16 protein-coding genes and 1 pseudogene are annotated in these 21,611 nt (G+C 60.7%); 9 read left to right on the forward strand and 8 right to left on the reverse strand.

What is annotated here, in order from left to right:
• Window positions 1–18: 18 nt before the first annotated feature.
• Entirely contained in the window at window positions 19–1,029 is a 1,011-nt protein-coding gene (locus E1958_RS00770) for an aminoglycoside phosphotransferase family protein (RefSeq protein ID WP_133510168.1), read from the reverse strand.
• An 18-nt stretch (window positions 1,030–1,047) separates the two neighbouring features.
• Entirely contained in the window at window positions 1,048–1,731 is a 684-nt protein-coding gene (locus E1958_RS00775; RefSeq protein ID WP_133510169.1) for a hypothetical protein, read from the reverse strand.
• 255 nt (window positions 1,732–1,986) lie between these two features.
• Between E1958_RS00775 and E1958_RS21565 the strand changes: the two genes are divergently transcribed.
• Window positions 1,987–2,109 (forward strand): hypothetical protein, encoded by a 123-nt coding sequence (locus E1958_RS21565; RefSeq protein WP_279381372.1) that lies wholly within the window; start codon window positions 1,987–1,989, stop codon window positions 2,107–2,109.
• A 378-nt stretch (window positions 2,110–2,487) separates the two neighbouring features.
• Here E1958_RS21565 and hisF read toward each other — a convergent pair whose 3' ends face one another.
• Window positions 2,488–4,110, reverse strand: coding sequence for an imidazole glycerol phosphate synthase subunit HisF (gene hisF / locus E1958_RS00780; RefSeq protein WP_133510210.1), 1,623 nt, complete (start codon window positions 4,108–4,110; stop codon window positions 2,488–2,490).
• Window positions 4,111–4,907: 797 nt separating this feature from the next.
• Between hisF and queC the strand changes: the two genes are divergently transcribed.
• The 7 genes from queC (at window position 4,908) to E1958_RS00815 (ending at window position 12,298) form a co-directional block, all read left to right on the forward strand.
• Window positions 4,908–5,609, forward strand: coding sequence for a 7-cyano-7-deazaguanine synthase QueC (gene queC / locus E1958_RS00785; RefSeq protein WP_133510170.1), 702 nt, complete (start codon window positions 4,908–4,910; stop codon window positions 5,607–5,609).
• Complete coding sequence (locus E1958_RS00790; protein WP_133510171.1) at window positions 5,606–6,700, forward strand: 6-carboxytetrahydropterin synthase; 1,095 nt, start codon at window positions 5,606–5,608, stop codon at window positions 6,698–6,700. Before queC ends, E1958_RS00790 begins: the two co-directional genes overlap by 4 nt.
• Window positions 6,697–7,338 (forward strand): 7-carboxy-7-deazaguanine synthase, encoded by a 642-nt coding sequence (queE, locus tag E1958_RS00795; RefSeq protein ID WP_133510172.1) that lies wholly within the window; start codon window positions 6,697–6,699, stop codon window positions 7,336–7,338. Before E1958_RS00790 ends, queE begins: the two co-directional genes overlap by 4 nt.
• 394 nt (window positions 7,339–7,732) lie before the next feature.
• Window positions 7,733–9,061 (forward strand): porin, encoded by a 1,329-nt coding sequence (locus E1958_RS00800; protein ID WP_133510173.1) that lies wholly within the window; start codon window positions 7,733–7,735, stop codon window positions 9,059–9,061.
• Window positions 9,062–9,401: 340 nt separating this feature from the next.
• Entirely contained in the window at window positions 9,402–10,556 is a 1,155-nt protein-coding gene (locus tag E1958_RS00805) for an AAA family ATPase (RefSeq protein ID WP_133510174.1), read from the forward strand.
• On the forward strand, window positions 10,553–11,146 hold the full coding sequence (locus E1958_RS00810; protein ID WP_133510175.1) for a hypothetical protein: 594 nt from the start codon (window positions 10,553–10,555) through the stop codon (window positions 11,144–11,146). The genes E1958_RS00805 and E1958_RS00810 overlap by 4 nt, the downstream gene beginning before the upstream one ends.
• Before the next feature lie 66 nt (window positions 11,147–11,212).
• A complete protein-coding gene (locus tag E1958_RS00815) occupies window positions 11,213–12,298 on the forward strand; it encodes a TRAP transporter substrate-binding protein (RefSeq protein ID WP_133510176.1) in 1,086 nt (361 codons plus the stop codon).
• Between the two features lie 177 nt (window positions 12,299–12,475).
• Here the strand turns inward: E1958_RS00815 and E1958_RS00820 are convergent, their stop codons facing one another.
• Window positions 12,476–13,072 (reverse strand): hypothetical protein, encoded by a 597-nt coding sequence (locus tag E1958_RS00820; RefSeq protein ID WP_133510177.1) that lies wholly within the window; start codon window positions 13,070–13,072, stop codon window positions 12,476–12,478.
• A gap of 434 nt (window positions 13,073–13,506) precedes the next feature.
• Here E1958_RS00820 and recC point away from each other — a divergent pair, with 434 nt between their 5' ends.
• Window positions 13,507–16,701, forward strand: a complete 3,195-nt coding sequence (recC, locus tag E1958_RS00825) for an exodeoxyribonuclease V subunit gamma (protein ID WP_133510178.1) — start codon at window positions 13,507–13,509, stop codon at window positions 16,699–16,701.
• A 28-nt stretch (window positions 16,702–16,729) separates the two neighbouring features.
• Here the strand turns inward: recC and ftsY are convergent, their stop codons facing one another.
• The 4 genes and pseudogenes from ftsY to E1958_RS00845 form a co-directional block, all read right to left on the reverse strand.
• Complete coding sequence (ftsY, locus tag E1958_RS00830) at window positions 16,730–17,716, reverse strand: signal recognition particle-docking protein FtsY (RefSeq protein WP_133510179.1); 987 nt, start codon at window positions 17,714–17,716, stop codon at window positions 16,730–16,732.
• 546 nt (window positions 17,717–18,262) lie between these two features.
• A pseudogene (gene smpB / locus E1958_RS00835) lies at window positions 18,263–18,731 on the reverse strand (SsrA-binding protein SmpB).
• An 860-nt stretch (window positions 18,732–19,591) separates the two neighbouring features.
• Window positions 19,592–20,155: a hypothetical protein gene (locus E1958_RS00840; RefSeq protein ID WP_133510180.1), complete on the reverse strand. Its 564-nt coding sequence runs from the start codon at window positions 20,153–20,155 to the stop codon at window positions 19,592–19,594.
• Between the two features lie 10 nt (window positions 20,156–20,165).
• Window positions 20,166–21,566, reverse strand: coding sequence for a hypothetical protein (locus E1958_RS00845; protein ID WP_133510181.1), 1,401 nt, complete (start codon window positions 21,564–21,566; stop codon window positions 20,166–20,168).
• Window positions 21,567–21,611 lie beyond the last annotated feature (45 nt).

A 21,611-nucleotide genomic window follows, 5' to 3' on the forward strand; every position in this document is an offset into this window, starting at 1 on the left:
GGAAAAAAGGTTCCCATGTTATCGGTACTTGGGTACTGCCGTACTAGTGACCGGGAGGTCGGGAAAAACCCGCTCGCGGATCAGGTCCGCGAGTGCCGTCAGCCGTGGGTATGCCGGCGCGACTTCGAGCACATAGGCTAGGGTGCGGGGGATGTCCGCGAGGTAGCCGGGCTTATGGTCCCGCACGTTCAGACGGGCAAAGATCCCGCTTGCCTTGAGATGACGCTGGACCCCCATGAGGTCGAACCAGGTCACGAAGCGATCCGCATCCTGGGGGCGCAGGATCCCCGAGTGCACCGCCAGCGTTGCGTACCCCCGCGCCCAGTCTTCGACTTGCTCCCGCGGCCAGCCGATGTAGCAGTCCCGCAGCAGGGAGACCGGATCATAGGCCACGGGCCCTGCTACCGCGTCCTGAAAATCCAGGATTCCCGGCGAGGGCGGGGCCGTGACCATCAGGTTCCGCGAGTGAAAATCCCGGTGCACGCATACTCGGGGTTGCTCCAGGGCATGCTCCACCAGAAACTCGCAGGCCGACTCCAGCACTGCATTTTCTACGTCCGAAAGCTCCCATCCCAGCTGGCGGACCAGCAACCAATCGCGAAACAGCGCCAGCTCCCGGTGCAGGAAGGGCCCATCGTAGTGGGGCAGTCCCTCAGTGGACGCGCAGGCCTGGATGACCACCAGGGCCGCCAGGGCATCCCCGTAGAGCCGGTCCGCATTCTCCTGATCCAGGACGTCGAGATAGAGCCGTGTCCCCAGGTCAGCCAGCAGCAGCAGCCCTTGACCGGGCGCTTGGGCATAGACCTGCGGTGTGTTCAAACCCAGCGCTCGCAGCCGCTCGGCGATGCGCACGAAGCGTTCGATGTCCGCCACGACCGGGGGGGCATCCATGAGGATATAGCTGCGGTCATCCGGACGGACCCGCCAGTAACGTCGGGAGCTGGCATCGCCCGCGACCGGCTCCAACCGGCATTCCCTACCCAGGACGTGTCTGACCCAGTCCGCCAACAGGGCACGCCGTTCTCGCATCTTTGTCCTATACGAGCCTTAGCGATAGTCGAAACAGAACATCCGTGACGAGGTGCCTATGGTGCTCACGTAGCTTACCAGGCACGCTTTGTTGTTGGCGCCGTCAGTGATCTTGCGGACAATCAGATCACCCTCTTTGAGCTCATGTTCCTGACGCAGTGGGCCCACACCTTGGGGAATAGTCGGATAACAGAAGGTCGAGGGGGCGGTCCCTTCGGTTTTCACGAAGGCCACCAGACAGGTGGTACCGGCACTCGCGTCAGAGATCCGGTGCACATCCAGGTCGCCCTCGCGCAAATGGCTATCGACCTGCAACCCCTCCTTGAAACGGTGCGTGCTCGGATAGCAATGCACCGCCGGCGATGTGCCGGGGGTGCTTACGTAGGCGACTAGACAGGCGCGGTTGTTCTTGCCGTCCTCTACCTTGCGGATGACCAACTCGCCCTCCTTCAAGTGCGCCGCCTGCCGCACATCGGCGCCGAACTCGCCCACGACCTCGTAGCAATCGGTGATCGGGCTGGTCCCGGCGGTACGGATATAGAAAGTCATGCAGGTCTTTTTGGCCACCAGATCCGTGATGTTGCGGACGATCAGGTCACCCTCCCGCAAGAAGCCGGTCTGAACGACGAGGGTGGAGCTGAACTCCCCCGCCGCGGCAAAGAGTGGCGCCAGACATGCAAACAGACCCATGAGTCGTTTCATATGAAAATCTCCTTTCTCGTTTAATCGACCGCCCGCAGCGCGGTCGGCAACCGCCTAAAGCCGGGAGTGATTATACCCGTCACCTATCCCGAGCCGGGTAGTGGTAAATTTTCAAGCCTGCGTAGGGCGGATAAGCCTGCGCCATCCACCGTATGCCGGCCGCCGCCGTCGCCCTGGCCTGACCCGCCCTGCGGGCTTGCCGAGCCCTAAGCCCCCTCGCTGCGCTCGGGGCAAGCTCTCTCTCCCGGCGGGAGAGTGTCGCAAAAGCCCCTCTCCCGCCGGGAGAGGGGTTGGGGTGAGGGGGGAGGCGCCGGCAAGCCGGTGCCTGAGTGCATGCTGGACCACGGCCGCAACCGGCAACTGACCACTGACAACTGAACACAACTTGTTAATCGAAAAGAGATTAGCTCTTTATGGATTCCGGACTGCTTTAGAGTGCGCCGGCAAAGCGGCGCGTCCGAATCAAACCTCGACAACGGGGATATCAGCGGCGGTTGCCAGGAATCCGAGCACTTGAGGTTTCACCCGCGCCGCGGCGACGGCGCTTTCCCCCGGCCGCAGCGCCCTTACTTGGAACAGAGGTATCGCCAAATCCAAAGCGGCGGCGGGCTTGTGCCCCTTGGCCGACCCCCCGGTTATGCCAAGCGCTGTCGGTTCCGGTAAGCACTGGGGTAAGGTTGCCGCCGCACTCCAAAACGTCCGGTGGTACCCTTCCATGATCCTTGGCAGTCCGGAATCCATAAAGAGCCAAGAGATTTATACGCGCTTGCCCTGCGACGCATCGCGGGTCTCGATACCCCTGGCCTTCAGATGTGTCTTGACGGCTGCGATGGGGACCTCCCGGCGGTGAAAGATGCCGGCGGCCAGGGCCGCTTCCACGTCCGTGGCCTCGAAGACCTCGGAAAAGTGGGCGACCTCTCCGGCGCCGCTGGAGGCGATGACGGGGATAGTCACGGACCGGCTGACCGCTTCCACCAGTGCCAGATCGAAGCCGGTGCCGGTCCCGTCCCGGTCGATCGAGTTGAGCAGGAGCTCACCGGCGCCCAGTTGCTCGCAGGCCTGGGCCAGCTCGATTGCGTCCAGGTCCCGGCCTTCGCGTCCGCCCTTCACCGTGCATTGAAACCAGCAGAACTGCTCGCCGTTCGGCCCCGGGACCTGGGTCCGTACCGTGCGGTGGCGGGTCCGGTCCGGCGCGGCAACATAGACCCGGCGCGGATCGACGGAGATGACAACGGCCTGATTGCCATAGACCCGGGCGATTTGTTCGATGGCACTGGGCTCGATGGCGCTGTCGCCGGTCGCGCGCCCATGTTGCAGGTACTGCTCCACGGCGGCCACCGCATCGCTGCCGATGGAGATCTTGTCGGCCCCGGAGCGGAAGTAGGCCGCGGCCACGTCCAGCGCCGAATAGTGACGACCGTCCATGTCGGTGAAGGCGCGGATGCCTCCGCCGATGGTCAAGGGCACGAACACCTGCTCGGAGGTGCGTTCCAGGACCTCCAGCATCGGCTGATCCCCAAGGGGAAAATCGCGAAAGGCGGTGATGTTGAGGAAGGTGATCTCATCGGCGCCTTCCGCATAATAGCGCCGGGCCAGGTCTACCGGCTTACCGAGATTGCGTACCTGCCCCTGTTCGCGCACCTCGTACTGGTCACCCTTGGTAACCACCAGGTCGCCTGAATCGTTGGTGCGCACATCCAGGCAGGCGATGACGCGCTTGGCCAGCCGCGTCCGCTCCGGGCCCCGGTAGGGCGCGGCGGCGGTTTCCAGGGGCGCGTCCGACAGAAATCGATCCAGCAGGCCTAGCCCGACCTCGCCGCTCTTCTCCGGGTGGAACTGAACCGCCGCGACCTTGCCCTTCTGTACCGCGCTCAGGAACTCCCCACCATAGTCCGTACAGGCCAGTGACCAGTGCGCGTTGGCGGGCTCCGGCACCGCACGGTAGGAATGGACGAAATAGAGCTGCTCGCCGCGGTACCCCTTGAATAGAGGAGAATCCCGTTGGGGGCGGACCCCATTCCAACCCATGTGGGGGACCGAAAGACCACTCACGTCGAAACGGCGGATCGTCCCGGGAATGAGTCCCAGTCCGGCCACACCGGGAGATTCCTCGCTGCCCTCGAACAGGCACTGCAATCCGATGCAGATCCCGAGGAAGGGCCGGTCGGCCTGTAGATATTCCTTGAGTGGCTCCAGGTACCCCAGGGAATGCAGGCGTTGCATCGCAGCCCCGAAGCTGCCCACGCCGGGAAAGATCAGGCGTTCAGCCTTGAGGATGTCCTCGGGCCGCGTGATGTCGGTAAGCGCATAACCCAACCTGCCGATCGCGTTGCGCAGACTGCGCACATTGCCGGCACCATAGTCGATGAGGGAGATCATGTAGGTGCAGCCCGTCGGGTGGGAAAGTCGGCATTCTAATCCATCCGCCATTTTGCCTATGCGTTGGATCCTCGAGCGGACATTTGCTCGGCTTGGTCATTATTGACGATTGGCCACGGACTATGAAATCCTGGCCGGCACCGCAGAGAGCATGGTGCGGATCGCTAGGGGGCGTTCTCAATTAACAAATTATCCAGGGATAACAACCTGTTATGAACAACCCGCCGCCAGTTGCAGGGGCCTGATGTGCGTGATTCTCGCGAGCATTCGGCTCCATTGAGAACGCCCCCCAGGGGTGTTGACCTTCCGAAGGTCCGCGCAGCGGACCCTACTGACCACCTGATTGACTGTAGGGTCCGCTGTGCGGACCGCTGGGATGTTGCGGCCATCCAGCCTGTAAAAACCGTTGGTCAGTGCAGATAACAACCGGAAAGAGAACCACGGATGAACACGGATCGACACGGATGGAGACCAATCCGTGTCGATCCGTGGTTCGAGATAGCGAGGATTAGTTAGTTTGTTAATTGAGAACACCCCCTAGGCTGCGGATCCGGGTCGCCAAGTGTGTATAGCCTTTAACCGGGCAGCTTCTAAGTTTTGTTTTTGAAGCCTCTGGCTCCCACGCTCCAGCGTGGGAGCCAAATCCAGACGCTCCAGCGTCATGAAACCTTGTCCCGAGCGGAGCGAGAGATCGCGGCCGCTGGAGCGGCCACAACGGCATTCCCACGCTGGAGCGTGGGAATGAGCGCGAAATTTTTCGACAGCCTCTTAGTATCGGACTCAATGCAGGCGTATGTATGACCAAGGCAGTGGTTCTCCTCAGTGGCGGACTGGATTCCGCGACGACCCTGGCCATCGCCGAGGCAGAGGGGTTTGAGTCCTACGCCTTGTCCTTCAGATACGGCCAGCGGCACCGGATAGAGCTCGAGTCTGCGGCTCGGGTGGCACGGGCCTTAGCGGTAGCCGAGCACCTCATCCTGGACATCGATCTGCGCCGTTTCGGCGGATCGGCCCTCACCGGCGACCTGGCGGTACCGAAGGATCGGGGTTCGGAGCAGATGGAGGAGGGCATCCCGGTCACCTATGTCCCGGCGCGCAATACCGTCTTCCTGTCCTTTGCCCTGGCCTGGGCGGAGGTGTTGAAGGCAGGCGATATTTTCATCGGCGTCAATGCCCTCGATTACTCCGGCTATCCCGACTGCCGACCCGAGTACATCGCGGCCTACGAACACATGGCCAATCTGGCCACCAAGCTGAGCACCGAAGGGCACCGGGGCATCAGGATCCACGCACCCTTGATCCGGCTTACCAAGGCACAGATCATCCGTAAGGGTATCGGGCTGGGCCTGGACTATGCCCTTACCAGTAGCTGTTATGATCCGGATGCCGCCGGTCGCCCCTGCCGTCGGTGCGATGCCTGCCGGCTGCGCGCCAAGGGCTTCGCCGAGGTCGGGACCGCCGATCCCTTGCTCGTCGGATTCGGGATGTCTGCGCCGTGACGGCACGTCTCTTGCACTTAGCGGCCGTCCCGTTCGAGGCGGCGCGGCGGGTGTCCATCCTCCCGGAGGGGCACCGATCGCGGCGCCTGCACGGACACAGCTTCCTCGCCCGCGTGCGGGCCGAGCTGCCGGCCGGCTGGGCGCCGTTTCCGGGTGGCGAGACGGATGCGCTGAGAGACCACCTGGAGCACTGTGTCGCGGATCTCGATTACCGCGATCTCAACCAGTACCTACCGGTTCCCACCGATGAGAATCTGGCCCGCTGGGTGCGTGCCCGCCTCCGAATACCGGGTATCGAGTCGGTAGGTATCCGGAGCACCCGGGACCAAGGGGCGGACCTCGCCGGTTCGAACCAGGCCCATCTGTGGCGTCGTTTCCGTTTCGAGGCCGCCCACCAACTGCCCAATGTACCGGCAGGCCACAAGTGCGGACGTATGCACGGACACGGATTCGAGGTCATCCTGCATGCGCATCAGGACCTGGGGGACGACGACATGGGCATCGACTGCGACCGGCTCGGCGCGGTCTGGGCACCCCTGCATCGAAGGCTCCACCATACCTGCCTGAATGATCTGCCGGGACTCGCAAACCCCACCAGCGAATGCTTCTCGGCCTGGCTGTGGGAGCGGCTCAAGCCCCTGCTGCCGGCCCTGTCTTGGATCAGCGTCTACGAGACCGCCAGCGCCGGTTGTCACTATGATGGCCGGCACTTCCGCATCTGGACCGAGCAGCGATTCGAGAGCGCCTTGCGCCTGGTCCGGGCCCCTGACAGTGCTTCCAGGCGCCGCCTGCATGGTCACAGCTATCTGGTGCGACTGCACCTGAGCGCACCCCTGGATCAGGTCATGGGCTGGGTCATGGACTATGGCGATGTCAAAGCGCGTTTCCAACCCCTTTACAGGCAGCTCGACCATCGACTGCTCAACGAACTGCCGCGTCTCGGGGACGCCGATGCGGCGAGTCTGGCCCGATGGCTGCGCGCAGCGGTGGCGGCCGAGCTCCCGCAGCTCGACCGCATCGACTTGCAGGAGACCCCCGGCTGCGGGGTCTCGCTGTGCTGGGGCGATCCGGGTCCGGCCCTGCCGTCATGACCTATGCTGTCAAAGAGACCTTCTACACCCTGCAAGGGGAAGGCGCGAACACAGGCCGCGCAGCGGTCTTGTGTCGCTTTGCCGGCTGCAATCTCTGGACGGGCCGGGAGCAGGACAGATCCAAGGCCATCTGCCGGTTCTGCGACACGGACTTTCGGGGTACCGATGGCAAGCACGGCGGCACCTACCGGGACGCGGCCGAGCTGGCGGACAGGATTGCTGCGACCTGGCCGCGGCATACCGGGAAGACCACCGCCCCCTTCGTCGTCTGCACCGGCGGCGAGCCCCTGCTGCAGCTTGACGAAGACCTGATCGCGGCGCTGCATGCCCGCGGCTTCCAGGTGGCCGTAGAGACCAACGGGACCATACCGGCTCTCCCGGGTCTCGACTGGGTCTGCGTCAGTCCGAAGGCGGATGCGGAGCTTGCGGTACGGTCAGGCAACGAGCTGAAGCTGGTCTATCCCCAAGCGGAGGCACCGCCGGAATGTTTCGAGCAGCTGGCGTTCGATCATTTCTTCCTGCAACCCATGGACGGGCCGCGCCTGGAGCAAAACACGCGGGACGCATTGACCTACTGCATGGACCACCCCCACTGGCGGTTGAGTCTTCAGATCCACAAGCTGCTCGGTATTGCCTAGTATTATATTTCATCTTATTTTTCTTTATCAGGCCCGTAGGGTGGGCTGTGCCCACCAACAGCGTGCCTGGCTGGTGGGCGTAGCCCACCCTACGGGCTATATGCAAAATATTCAGAAACTGGGTGTCAGTTGCCAAGTCCAGCCGTGCCGAGGTCCCGATAGCATGGGTTCGGTTCTCCCATCGGGAATTCTTTTTGCCGCCAATGAACGCCAATCAGTCGCAAAAGATCAGATGCTCTTTTCCATCTATGGATGACGCGGATCCTCACCGCTGGTTTCGTTTTCGGTCTGTGAAAATCCGTATGACCCGCGGCCGGATCGAGGCGACCGGATCATTTTCCCATACTCAATCCGAACCTCTGCGGTTCCCCTTCTGAACAATGAGGAAATTCCTATGAGAGGGTGCAGTCGGGGGGCGCGCGCCGGAGCGGCCATCCTGGGTTCAGCCGTGTTGCTTTACGCCTTGCCGGCGTCCGCGGTCAATTGGATCATGCTCCAGGGAACCGAGCCGGCCACCGCGCCTGCCTATCGTCCTTTCGGATTCATCGGTATTGAGTACCAACAAACCGAGGGTTCGCGGATTGCGGCCGGTCCTTTTAAGGGGCAACCCTTGATGCCGAACCAGATCGTGCCTCGGTTGGAAGACACTTCCGAGCTGCAGATCTCTCATGTCCGCCTGGGACTGCAGGGACGCTTGTTCGCCGGCAAGCTCAACTACCGGATCTCGCCGCTCGCCGGCGACAACGGCATCTCCCAAAACGGCAGCCCCAACGTCAAGTTCACGGACCTGAGCGTCACCCTCAACCTGATTCCCCATGCCCGGATTCGGATCGGTCAGTTCAAGCAACCAGGCTCGGAAGAAGGCTTACAGCCCGCGGTCCTGCGTGACTACATTCGGCCCACCAACCTTTCCCGACAGCTGACCAACGAACGCCTCTTCGACAGCGACGGGACCCTGAAGCATGACGCCAACGTCTTCGACGGCCCCTTGAGCGGTTGGCGCGATACCGGCATCCAGGTCTTCGACGCCTTCAAGACCGGCCCCTGGGAGCACACCTATGCCCTCATGACGGGTACCGGAAGCGGGCTGGCCATCTACAACGGCTCCGGTGACGGCCGGCCGGACTGGTATCTCTACTGGAGCTCGGAGCTGATCTTCGGCGGCAAAGGCGCCTCCCGCGATGGTTTGAAACTGACCGGCTGGTATCAGGACGGGGAACGCGAGCTCCGTGTCGGCGCGGAACAAAAGACAGAGACTTTCGACCGCAAGCGTTACGGCCTGGGTACCGTTTTCCGTCGCGGCCCCTGGCGTGTCGCGGGCGAGTGGGTCAAGGCCGACGGTATGATCTTCAACGGCACGGACGGTGGCGCCGTCCCCGGTTCCGTCGGCAACCAGGGTAACGTGATCGCGGGTTTCAATGTCTTGCCGGACGACGAGGCCGACGGCTGGTACCTGGATGGGGGCTACCGGTTGTTCGACAAGTGGGAGTTGCGTGCCCGCTACGATCGGCTCAACCGAGGTACGAACAAGAAGGAGACCGAGCGCCGCTTCGAGACCTTTACCCTCGGCATTACCTACCGCCCTACTAAACAGGTGCGCGTGCTCGCCGATTACGAGTTCCGCCAAGTCGATGCCCCCGGCTTGCCCGGTGCTGCCGTCCCCAGCCGGATCCTAAGCGAGGTGGATGACGTTTTCGGCGCCAAGGTCTGGGTCAGATTCTAAAGGTTCAGCGTTCGGAGCGAAATCGACTGAGGAATCTCAGAAGCTGTCTGGTTAAAACGGATCCGAGCGTCGGGTTGCGTTACGCCGTGTTCGGCACGGTGCCTGTTCGGGTGCAATCCTGGGTTATTTGGCGTTGACTGCGGGATGCGGCTGGTAACAAGCAGAATAAGTTGAAATCAGGTACTAGGGATCAATGCAGAGTCCTGCGCACGGCACTGTGGGAGCATCCGATTTGTCCAGCGATTTTCCGCTCGGCGGAAATGATTCTCCGAAAACGCTATCTCCTCCGTACCTTTAGGATTAACCTCTACGGTAAGCCCGCGCAAGCAAGAAGACCCGCATGCGAATTACCCGCATCAGGCTGAAGAATTGGCTCAATTTCCGCGAGGTGAAGGTGGCTCTAGCCGAGTCGACCTATGTGATCGGCCCGAATGCCGCGGGTAAGTCGAACTTTCTCGATGTCTTCAGGTTTCTTCGCACCCTCTCCAGCCCATCCGGCGGTGGCCTCTCAAAGGCGGTTGCGGAACGCGGCGGCCTCAAGAAATTGCGTTGCCTGCAAGCGCGCCGTGATCCTGAGGTCCGCATCCAGGTGCGGGTGGTGAGCGGAGCCGGGGAATCGCAGGAAAACTGGGACTACACCCTGGGTTTCAAGAGCGAGGGTGCGGGACGTCAGCGTCCTGTGGTGACCGAGGAAAAGGTCGATCTGAACGGCGAGTACATACTAAAGCGACCTGATGAAGAAGACGACGCTGACAAGGAACGCCTGACGCAAACCCACCTGGAGCAGGTGGGTGCCAATGTCGGATTCCGTGCCTTGGCGGAGTTCTTTGCCTCGACCACCTACCTGCATCTGGTGCCCCAGCTGCTGAAATTCGCGGATCGTATCGGCGGCAACCGGTTGGAAACCGATCCCTTCGGGCAGGGCTTCCTGGAAGGATTGGCACGCACCCCAACCAACACGCGCAATGCCCGATTGAAGAAAATTCGGCAGGTCTTGGAAAAGGCCGTTCCCCAGTTCCAGGAGCTTCGCTTCATCCGCGACGAAATCACGGGTCTACCCCACCTGGAAGCGCGTTATAAACACTGGCGGCCCCAAGGCGCTTGGCACCGCGAGGATCAATTCTCCGATGGGACACTGCGTTTGATTGCCCTCTTCTGGTCGCTGCTGGCCGGCGATTCGATGCTCCTCCTGGAAGAACCGGAGCTGTCGCTCAACGACGCCATCGTCTCCCAAATCCCGTTAATGATCGATCGGGTCAGGCGCCAGGCGAAGTACCGCCGCCAGGTACTCGTCACCACCCACAGTGAGGCGCTCCTCGGCAATCCCATCGACGGTCGTTCGGTACTCTTGGTTCTGCCCACGAATGATGGATCCGAGATCCGTGGTCCAAACGCACAGGAATCGGCGCTCTTGGCCGAAGGTCTGCTACCTTCTGAGGTACTGTTGCCGAAGGCGCGGCCGAGGGAGGCGGAACACCTCGGCCTGTTTAAATGACCGCATTCGCAATCGCCACAGAAGACGCGCTCAGCGAAGCGGTCGCCGAGACCCTGTTGCACCAGGTGGGTATTTGCGACATTCAGGCCTGCCTGCGTAAGGAAGGCTTCGGCTATCTCAGAAGTCGCATCGCCGATTTCAATCGCATCGCCGAAAAGGCGACGCCGGTTCTACTGATCACCGACCTGGACCAAAAACACTGCCCGCCGGGGATGATCGCCGACTGGCTGCAAGCGCCCCCTAGCCCACGGCTCTTGTTTCGGATCGCGGTGCGGGAAACGGAATCCTGGGTGCTGGCCGACCGCATAGCCTTCGCCCGTTTCATCGGTGTTTCAGTCGCCGCCATGCCGACTACACCGGATGAGCTATCTGATCCGAAGGCCGCTGTGCTGAAACTTGTCCGCAAGTCCTCAAACCGTGAATTGAAACAGGACATCCTACCGCCGAAGGGGTCCACCTCACCGGTCGGACTCGGATACAACAGCCGACTCCGTAGCTTTGTTCATTCCCACTGGCGCAGTGACCGGGCAGCGAAACAGTCGCCGAGTTTGGCGCGGGCGTTGATGCGCGTTCAAGCGCTTTTAGCGTAATATCCATTGCGGATCTCCTCAGTTGGCATTGACAAAATACCTGACACCATGCAACGAGGATGGGAAATGCAACGTCGCGATTTTTTCAAGCAGGTTGGAGGTACCTCCCTGGTGCTCGGCGCCTCTACTTTCGGTGTCAAGACCGTCCGAGCCAGCACCGAGTACAAATGGAAGATGGTCACCGCCTGGCCGAAGAACTTCCCCGGTATGGGCACCGGCGCCAACCGACTCGCCGAACTCATCGGCGAGCTGAGCGGAGGCCGTATCCGGGTGAAGGTGTACGGGGCCGAAGAGCTGGTACCCCCATTCGAGGTCTTCGACGCCGTCGCCCAGGGCACGGCCGAGATGGGCCATAGCGCGGCCCTCCTCTGGAAGGGTAAGAGTGAGACGGCCCAGTTTTTCTCCACCGTCCCCTTCGGCATGACGGCCCAAGAGCGGAACGGTTGGCTCTACCATGGCGGCGGCCTGGCGCTCTGGACCGAGCTCTACGCCGGTTTCGGCCTGGTCCCCGCACCGGCCGGCAACACCGGGGTCCAGATGGGAGGCTGGTTCAACAAGGAGATCAAGAGCCTTGCGGACCTGGCGGGACTCAAGATGCGGATTCCGGGCCTCGGCGGCGAGGTACTCAAACGCGCCGGAGGCACGCCGGTCACTCTTCCGGGGGGCGAGCTCTTCACCGCCTTGCAGTCCGGTGCCATCGACGCCACCGAGTGGGCAGGACCCTACAATGACCTGGCCTTCGGCCTCCAGAAGGTGGCCAAATACTACTACTATCCCGGCTTCCACGAGCCGGGCACCACGCTGGAGGCCATTATCAACCAGGCCGTCTTCAAGACCCTGCCGGCGGATCTGCAATCCATCGTACTCAACGCCTGCAAGGTGGTGAACCAGGACATCCTGGCCGAGTACACCGCCCGTAACCCGGTCGCGCTAAAGGTCCTGCTCGATAAGCACGGCGTGGATATGCGTCCCTATCCGGACGATGTTCTGGTCAAGTTGCACCGGCTTGCCAAGGAGGTGGTCTCCGAGGTCGCGGAGCAGGACGCATTCTCGCGCAAGGTATATGCCTCCTACCGGAAGTTCTTCCACCAATCGAGAGACTGGAGCAATATCTCCGAGCTGGCCTACCTGCAGGCACGCAACCTGGGTTGACCCGACCGGCTGGTCCGACCGACTGGTCCGACCCGGGGGCCTTGCGGCGGGTCTAGATAACTTTAGGGTGGGTTTTCTCTCAGCAGAGTTAGAAGCTGTCTGGTTAAAACGGAGCCTAGCCCATGGGTAGTCCGGTCCTCCAAACAGCACTGAATCATTCGGGATTCCTTATGATGCTCAGACTACATCATAAGCAGTGTCTACTTCGCGAGGATGAAAAAATCCTTTGATGCAGTTGGGATTGCGGATGCAGATTTGAATATGATTCTTTTCTTTAAATCCGGCTCCCGGATAGATGTCATTTCCCTCCCAAAAAACGCCCCTGACGGAGTCGAAACGCTTCCGGTTTTCTCTTTCACGTTGAGAATGGAGAAAGTTGATTACCGCGCAATCAAGATCTCTCAGCAAGAGATCATCAGATGAAAGACCGCTGCCAGGCTTGTTGATCGGAAGTGGTTTTCCGAAGATTTCCAGGGTGTCTTTCAGTGCGGAATAAGAGGAGGAAAGGTATGAAAGTGATTCGCTGTCAGTGAAATCCAAGCAATAACCAAGGTGAAGTACGGCTCCTACAACAGCAGGCGATGTAATTGCTCGATCATGCGCGAATTGTACGGCTCTATACCAACTGTTCTCCCAAAAATACATCCCGTGCCCAAGCCAATCATAGCTATTTCCGCTCGGTGTGAAACCACCTGAATCGGATATCAGCTTGCGGGCGGTGGATTCCGTACAAGCATGAAACCCGAGGACTATGGTAGGCTTGGTCTTATACAATTAAAGAAGGGAGAGAGAAATTACTTGGCACTAAGCGGCTCTACTCGTTTTGGTGAGAAGACCGGCTTTTTTACCGGATAGGAGATCCTTGTAAGGACTGGCAACTCTGCCGGTCTTGGTGAGAATACCGGCTCTTTTAAGTGCATCGATAGCGGCTTCTTTGGAAGCAGTGACTTCGCGTTTGTATCTGCGCATGCCACGTATGCTTTCTGCGATTTCGTCGCGCGTCATTTTTCAACGGACCTTGAACGTGATAACTAGCGTCCGATCCTAGCACGAGCGATACGAAATTTGATTGTAATTATACATTGGTTTTCCTGTTTTGATAGAAGAAAAGAATCAGCAAGCTTGTCATGGTAGGAACGCCTCACAGAGTACCCTATCGTAACAACACCAATGAACATTTTATTGTAAGGGATAACTTCTGAAGGGATATGCTCCAGATCTACCACAGCAACCGGTTGGAGGCGCTGGTAGAGGAGCTGGCGCGGATCACCGCGGCTCCGCTTACCGATCCCTTCCGGCCCGAAACCATTGTGGTCCAGAACCAGGGCATGGCCCGCTGGATCGCCCAACAGCTGGTGCAATGCAACGGCATCAGTGCCCAGCTGGACTTTCCCCTGCCAGCGCGCTTTCTCTGGCGGGTACTGCAGGCCTGGCTGCCCGATGTGCCGGATGCGACCCGATTCGACAAGGATGCCCTGCTGTGGCGGGTGTATAAGCAGCTGCCGGATCTGCTCGACCGGCCGGCCTTCGCCCCCCTCGCCCGCTATCTCACCGATGACACTTCGGGGCTGAAGCTGTATCAACTTGCCCGACGCATCGCGGACCTGTTTGATCAATATCTAGTCTTTCGACCGGATCTGGTCCTGGGTTGGGAGCAGGGCACGGACCGGCATTGGCAGGCCGTGCTGTGGCGTGCCCTAGGTGCCGATGGTGACCAGGTCCATCGGGCGCAGCTGCTGGCCGAGTTGGAATCGGCGATGACGCGGGGCGAACCCGATACCGGCGCATTGCCGAAGCGGGTGTGTCTGTTCGGGTTGAGCGCACTGGCCCCGGTCCATGTACGCATGCTCGGTGCCCTGGCGAGCTGGATTCCGGTCCACCTGTTCTTCCTCAACCCCTGCCGTGAGTACTGGTCCGACCTGGTAGACGAGCGCGGCCAGGCACGTCGGCGGGCCCGGGCCCAGCGGGCGGGCCAGCCGGACCCGACCGGACTCTTGGACCTGGGCAATCCCCTGCTGGCCTCCCTCGGCCATGCGGGGCAGATATTTCTTGATCAGCTGCTCGAGCTCGGTGGCCTGGACCATGACTGCTTCGTGTCCCCGCGCGGCGACAGCCTGCTGCAACGGGTGCAACGGGATCTGCTGGAGCTGATCGATCCGCAGGGATTGGAGCCACAGGTCATCGCCCGCGATGAGCGATCGATACAGCTACACAGCACCCATGGTCCGCTGCGCGAGATCCAGGTCCTGCACGATCGCCTGCTGCACCTGTTCGAGGTGATCGACGGCCTGGAGCCGCGGGACATCATCGTCATGGCGCCGGACATCGACCGCTATGCCCCCTACGTGGAGGCGGTTTTCGGTGCTGCGGATGGACCCATGCGCATCCCTTGGTCCATTGCCGATCGGCGGATTGCCGGCGAGCGGCCGGTATTGGAGGCCTTGCGGTTCCTGCTCACCCTGCCGAGCAGCCGCTTCGAGGCCGGCGAGCTCTTGTCCCTGCTGGAGGTCCCCGCACTCCGCCGGCGTTTCGATCTCGACCAGCAGGGACTAGAGCGGATTCGGACCTGGGTGCAGGAGAGTGGGGTGCGCTGGGGTGAAGACGGGGCCATGCGCGCCGATCTGGGTCTGCCGGATGAGCCGGCCAACACCTGGGCCTTCGGTCTGAGGCGCCTGTTTCTCGGTTATGCACTGCCGCCGGACGCGGATGACGAGCCCTACGCGGGGGTGCTGCCCTACCCGGACCTGGAGGGTAGCGAGGCGGCCGATCTCGGGCAGCTGGCGGCCCTGGTCGAGACCCTCGGCGTCTGGCGCAGGCACCTCGCGGTCCCGCGGAGCCTGGCCGGTTGGCGGTCCGCCGTGAACGAGCTGCTGGCGGCCTGCTTCGCCCCCGACGATGAGGAGGAGGCCCTGTTGCAGCTGGTGCGCGATGGGCTCGACAAGACGGCAATCCTGACCGCGACGGTGGGGTTCGACCGGCCCGTCGGATTGGATGTGTTACGCGCCCTGGTCCGGGATCTGATGGACGACAACCGCGGCGCCCACCGCTTCCTGACCGGACGGGTCAACTTCTGCAACATGGTGCCCATGCGCAGCATCCCGTTCCGGGTCGTCTGCCTGATCGGCATGAACGGGACCGATTTCCCGCGCACTCAACGGCCCTTGTCCTTCGACCTCATGGCTCGCTACCCCCGGCGCGGCGATCGCTCCCGCCGCCGGGATGACCGCTACCTGTTCCTCGAGGCTCTGCTCTCGGCCCGAGACGTCTTCTATCTGAGCTGGGTCGGAAACGACGAGCGCGACAACAGCCTCAAGGTACCCTCCGTGGTGATCGACGAGCTGCTCGATTATCTGCGCCGGGGCTATCGGCTCCCCGACGGCGCGGACCTGGTCGAGCAGTTGGTCATGCGCCATCCCTTGCAGCCCTTCAGCCGCCGCTATTTCAACCCGGGCGACGAACGCCTGTTCAGCTATGCACAGACCTGGCTGGAGGCGGCCCGGACCCAGGTCGAAGGGGAGATCCCAGCCTTCTGCGACGCCGAGCTCCCAGAGCCGGGGGAGGCGTTCAGGACCCTCGAGCTCGAGGACCTGATCCGCTTTCTGCGCAATCCGGCCCGGTACTTCCTCACCGAACGCCTCGGGCTGAGCCTACCCGAGGAGGCCGAGGCCCTACCGGATACCGAACCCTTCGACGCGGCAGGGCTGGAACGCTATCGACTCGACCAGGCGCTGCTGCACGGCCTCTTGGAAGGGCGGGAGCCATCTTCGATCCTGGCCCGCCTACGGGGTGCGGGCATCCTGCCCCACGGCGCGCCTGGCGAGCTGCTCTTCGACGAGCTGTCGGATGCGGCAGGGCCCTTCATCCAACGGCTACAGGGCTGTCTGGCGGCAGCGGCGGAGCCTATCGAGGTGGACCTATCCCTGGCGGGCTTTCGCCTCCAGGGACAGCTGGGGAATCTGCATGCCGCGGGACTCGTCGACTATCGCTTCGGCAAACTCAGCGCCAAGGACCGATTGCGGGCCTGGGTGCGCCATTTGGTGCTGAATCTGCTGGCCCCACAGGGGATCGAGCCGATGAGTACCTTCGTCGCCAAGGACCGGATCTTGCGCCTGACGCCGGTCGCCGACGCAGGGGCTTTGCTCGCGGATCTGCTCGAGCTACGTCGGCAAGGGCTCACCAGGCCCCTCCCCTTCTTCCCCGAAAGCGGCTTGGCCTGGCTGGAACATGGATACGGCAGCGGCTTCGACCACGCCTGGCGCGGGCGCTACAACCCCGCGCCGGAGCGAGACCAGGCTGCGGTGCGCATCGCCTTCCGTGGCTGCGAGCCCATCGGTGAGGAATTCGAGCAAACGGCCCTGTGCATCCTCGGGCCAATGCTGGAATGGTCGGAGACCGGGGCCTGATAAAGAGGAATCCCTTGGATCTTCCGGTTTATCCTGCAAACAGGGCGTCGAGGAACTCCGCGGCGTCGAAGTGACGCAGATCCTCGATCTTCTCGCCGACACCGATGAACCGAATGGGTACCCGCAGTCGGTCGGCGACCGCAAACAGGATACCACCCTTGGCCGTACCATCGAGCTTGGTGAGGGTGATACCCGTTAGCCCTACGGCCTGGTCGAATTGAATCGCCTGGTTGAGGGCATTCTGACCCGTAGTCGCGTCCACCACCAACATCACCTCATGGGGGGCCTCCGGGTCGATCTTTTTCATCACGCGGGCGATCTTCGCCAACTCGTCCATGAGGTTGTGCTTGGTGTGCAGTCTGCCCGCCGTGTCCACAATGAGCACGTCCATCCGGCGAGCAGTGGCCGCCTGCAGGGCGTCATAGATCACCGAGGCCGAGTCCGCTCCCTGGTGCTGGGCGGTAACCGGTACCCCATTGCGTTCCCCCCAGGCTTGGAGCTGCTCCACGGCGGCGGCCCGGAAGGTATCACCGGCCGCCAGCATGACGTCGTTGCCTTCCGCTTGGAGCCGCTTGGTCAGCTTGCCGATGGTCGTGGTCTTGCCAACCCCGTTCACCCCCACCACCAGTATGACCTGGGGCCGGCCGGCGGAGGATTGACGCACCGGGGCATCGCAGCGGCGCAGGATGATCTCGAGCTCGCTCCGCAGGGCATCGATCAAAACCGCCGGGTCCGCCAGCTCGCGCCGTTTCACCCGCTCCGTAATATGGCCGATGATGCGGCTGGTCGTATCGACCCCCACGTCCGCGGTCAGGAGCTGGACCTCCAATTCCTCGAGCAGATCCTCATCGATGCGCTTACGGCCGCGGATCAGGTCGCCGATATTCGTGTTGAGCACCGCCCGCGTCGTCGCCAGGCCGTCCTTCAGACGCGCTATAAGGCGCTGGTGGCGTTCCTTGGGCTGCTCTTCGCCCTGGGAAGCGCGTTCCTGCTTTTTCTTGCCGAACCCGAACATCTACGCTGACTCCCGACTGTGGGCTCCCGGTGTGGGAAGCTGTTTGGTTAAAATGGATCCGAGCGTCGGGTTGCGTTACGCCGCGTTCGGCGCCGTGCCGGTCCGGGCGCGGTCCGGGGTTATTTGGCGTTGCTTGTGGGAAAAGATCCCTCCTGCGTCGGGACAAGTCCGGCGTGTTGGGTTACGGCGCGTTCAGCCTTGTCACTGGGCTTCGGGATCGAACAGCGCGCCTAACCCAACCTACACCCAAAGCGAGGTCCGCGCGTGCAGGCTGCGCGGGGGGTCATGTGGGTGTAGGTTGCGTTAAGACGCCGGCACTGACTTGGCAGACGATCAGCGAGCCTTGGTGCGTCGCAACGCAACCCGTCAAACCTTGTCCCGACGCAGGAGGGATCTTTCTTGTCCCGACGCAGGAGGGATCTTTTCCCCCAAATCGCACCGAATCATTCAGGATTGCTTTTAACCAGACAACTTCTTAATTATGCCGCGCTTGGCCTGACCTTGATGGATCCGGATCGGAAAGTTATACGCCCTCACCTTGGTAGCTTAGTGGTGCTTGAACAGGCGTTCCTTTTCCCGCTGCCAATCCCGGTCTTTTTCCGTCGCCCGCTTGTCATGGAGCTTCTTACCCTTGGCCAGCCCGATTTCCAACTTGGCTCGGCCGCGTTTCCAATACATGGCGGTGGGGACCAGGGTGTAACCGGCGCGCTCGGTCAGCCCGATCAAGCGATTGAGCTCGGCGCGTTTGAGCAGCAGCTTGCGGGTGCGCGTGGGATCGGGCGTGACGTGGGTCGAGGCCGCGGGCAACGGCGAGACGTGGGCACCGATCAGGAATGCCTCACCGTGCAGGAGCTTGACATAGCCTTCTTTGAGCTGGACGCGACCGGCGCGCAGGCTGCGTAACTGGGGAAGAAGGACCGGTCTCATAGCGTTGCTCGATATGATAGTCGTGGCCCGCCTTCTTGTTGAGCGCGATGGTAGCGCCGCCGTGCTTGGGTTGTTTGGTCTTTGCCATCGTGGAAGTGTAACCCAAGACGCTTGGCTGTTGCTTATCCCGCTGTGGTCGTTGCAGGGCGAGCACGTATAAATCTTCCGAAAACACGGTAGGGTGGGCGCAATACGCCCACCGCTGCTTCATCAAGAGGAACCTCGGTCGCATTCGCTTTTGAGCCGCAAGATTGCCCCAGAACAGGGTGGGCTGCGCCCACTGCCTGATCAAAACCACAGGGAAGCTGCGACAATCTGCCTAATCTGCGGTTGGGAAGATGTCGTTCGATTATCAGTCAAGGTTAAGCCTGGTGTAACGTTGGAGACGCTGGTAGGCGTTGCAGGGCGAGCACGTATAAATCTTCCCGAAAACACGGTAGGGTGGGCTGTGCCCACCGCTGCTTCTGCATCAGGGACGTGGGTGCCGGGTTAGATTACAAACACAGGTGGTGGTTAATATTTAAATGATTTGTTGGGCACGCCGCCGTCCAAAGATGCGGTTCGCCGCCGGGCGCGGGACGCGCCCGGCGGCTCACCACATCCTACCGGCTTTGCCCAACCTACGAGCTGTGGTCGTTACAGGGCAAATGCGTATGAATCTTGCTCGTTCCCACGCTCCAGCGCAATGCCATTAAGTTAAGCCTCAAAGCCCCTCTCTCCGCGGGAGGGTGTCGCAAAAGCCCCTCTCCCTTGAGGGAGAGGGGTTGGGGAGAGGGTGATCGAAGCCCGCGTAGGGCGGATAAGCTTGCGCCATCCGCCGTATGCCAGCCCCATCTGTCGGGTGCGGCCATCCGTGGTCTGACCCGACCTACAGGCCACCATCTGGCGGGTGACGGCGCGCCCACCGCCGCGGCAAGCGCGGCGCTTGGCGCACGCGCCTGACCCGCCCTACGGGCTCTCTTCGTCTGGCCCCTTGTGCCGCTTGTAGTGGATTACCCGACCGGATTGCGCAAGGTCCAGCGCTCGTTTGTCCCAATGGATGATTTCCCAATCTGCAGGGACAGCTCGATTGTGCACCTCTCCCTGCATGGATCCAAAGAGTCTGAGGAGAGTCTTGTCTTCTTGGTGCACGATCTGATAGCTGCCGCGTTCCACTGGCGTGCCGTGATCAAACGGACTGCGCGAATAGCGTTTTCCGGTTCTGAAATGCAACGAATCTGCGGTCGATTCCCAGGCACCCTCTAGATCCTTGATCTCGATCTTGTCAGGCGGTTCGGAGATCGGTGGCGTGTTGGACAGTCCGTTCCCATTCGTGCCCGCCGCTGTTTTCTTCGACCGGAATTTGTCTCGTATCCATTCTGCAAAACTTAGCAAGAGAAAGCCTAGAGCTAATACGAGCAAGAATTGAAAAATGATAATTATCCACGCATACCATGTAGGCATCAATTCGATGAACCGAATCTCCATGTGATAGACACGTCTATGTGCGGTGCTGATAAACTGCGCCGACACGGTTTTTGGTCTATCCAAATACAGAGGGATCGTCTAACACTATCAGACGAACTCTTTCATTGGATTTTAGCTCGTCCTTCGAGAACATCTCCCCATTCGTATTAATCCAGCCAACTTCCTCAATAGGGCGCTTGCCTGTCTTAGAGTCCACTTCGGCCAGCAAGCTCCAGTGTAGATTCACGGGTGGTTGGTCGCGGTTATCGACTGTTTTCGGGATTGCAATGGTCAAACCGGATCGATAGTTTTCCTTACGCTCGTCCTGTACATCGATGCTTAAGGTGAGGTCACTGATGAAGCGTTGCCCTTCATAGTAGAAGTCGATGGGCTCTGGACAACACATCGGGGGATAGAGTAGATGGTTCTGCACATCCTCGGCAATGGCATTGATCGAGAATTTAGTCGGTGAGAAATGCTTCTTGTAGGGTCCCATAATCTGCTTGTGTGTCGGTGGGCGTGGTTGATCCATAAGGCCCTCCACACGGTTATTCCTGGTCAAGGCAATGAGGTTTGCGACTACATTCCCATGGGAGTGATGTCGTATCTCCTCTTCAAGCGCCAACCATTCCTCATTGATCTTATTGATCCTTTCGATTTGGTCGCGATAGGTCAACTTGTTATCTACGTCGTGGATAAAATCGCTGAGGATTGTGATCACGACCACACGATCTTTGGCCAAATCCGGTTTCTTGGAGAAATAGTCAGGGTAATTGCGCTCAAATGCTCGGATGGCGGCGACAAAATCCGTGTTGCGCTCATTATTGGTAGACCCTTCCAGTACACCCAGCGAATCCTTGATATTGTCCCATGTAATAGATACCTCTTTCTCCCTGCTACCGTGTGCTGGGAACAGTGGGTCCGGATTGGTGCCCATGGTCCATAAGGCAAATGTCTCTCCAAGCGGCTGAGGCTTGGTATCCTCTGGACCGATACCGGCTAGCAGATCGGCCAGCCGTATCTTCGCCAGCTCAAAGACTGCCACCTCCTTTTTGACGTCGAATACCTCCCGATCCGCATACTTGTTGACACGTTCGATTGCATGCGGTAACCAGCGCGGGGCCAGTATCTTCCCTTGGCTTTGGGTCGATCCACTGACATCCAATAAGAAGAGATACAATGTTTCGGTTGCACCGTCATTTTCGGTCGTTGGGGTGGCCTTCGCTATTCTCGGATTCTCCGGCATATCCTCCCGGCACTGACCGAGTGGGCGGGTACCCTCCAGTTGCCTGCTGAGCGGTATATCAGGATTCAGATCAATAGACGAGCGTTGATATGGGAGGGTGAAAATATCTAGGGGATCGGTTACAAAATCCTCATATGGAATCAAGAATAAAGCCAAGCTGGTCGTTAGTACGGTGGTCAAGATAAGGGTGGTATTCAGGCGATCTCTTAGTTTTCGACCCGTGCGTGGCATTGGATTTCTCCTTGTTGGAACGATCGGGATTTGTACTCAAAGCAA

This window comes from Candidatus Thiosymbion oneisti, assembly GCF_004359955.1.
In the GTDB taxonomy this organism is placed as follows: Bacteria; Pseudomonadota; Gammaproteobacteria; order Chromatiales; family Chromatiaceae; genus Thiosymbion; species Thiosymbion oneisti.

Bases quoted from the DNA above. Each gene is read 5' to 3' on its own strand.
- E1958_RS00775 (WP_133510169.1), bottom strand. From the start codon at position 1,731: ATGAAACGACTCATGGGTCTGTTTGCATGTCTGGCGCCACTCTTTGCC.
- E1958_RS00810 (WP_133510175.1), top strand. From the start codon at position 10,553: ATGACCGCATTCGCAATCGCCACAGAAGACGCGCTCAGCGAAGCGGTC.
- recC (WP_133510178.1), top strand. From the start codon at position 13,507: ATGCTCCAGATCTACCACAGCAACCGGTTGGAGGCGCTGGTAGAGGAG.
- E1958_RS00805 (WP_133510174.1), top strand. From the start codon at position 9,402: ATGCGAATTACCCGCATCAGGCTGAAGAATTGGCTCAATTTCCGCGAG.
- E1958_RS00770 (WP_133510168.1), bottom strand. From the start codon at position 1,029: ATGCGAGAACGGCGTGCCCTGTTGGCGGACTGGGTCAGACACGTCCTG.
- queC (WP_133510170.1), top strand. From the start codon at position 4,908: ATGACCAAGGCAGTGGTTCTCCTCAGTGGCGGACTGGATTCCGCGACG.
- E1958_RS00815 (WP_133510176.1), top strand. From the start codon at position 11,213: ATGCAACGTCGCGATTTTTTCAAGCAGGTTGGAGGTACCTCCCTGGTG.
- queE (WP_133510172.1), top strand. From the start codon at position 6,697: ATGACCTATGCTGTCAAAGAGACCTTCTACACCCTGCAAGGGGAAGGC.
- ftsY (WP_133510179.1), bottom strand. From the start codon at position 17,716: ATGTTCGGGTTCGGCAAGAAAAAGCAGGAACGCGCTTCCCAGGGCGAA.
- E1958_RS00845 (WP_133510181.1), bottom strand. From the start codon at position 21,566: ATGCCACGCACGGGTCGAAAACTAAGAGATCGCCTGAATACCACCCTT.
- E1958_RS00800 (WP_133510173.1), top strand. From the start codon at position 7,733: ATGAGAGGGTGCAGTCGGGGGGCGCGCGCCGGAGCGGCCATCCTGGGT.
- hisF (WP_133510210.1), bottom strand. From the start codon at position 4,110: ATGATCTCCCTCATCGACTATGGTGCCGGCAATGTGCGCAGTCTGCGC.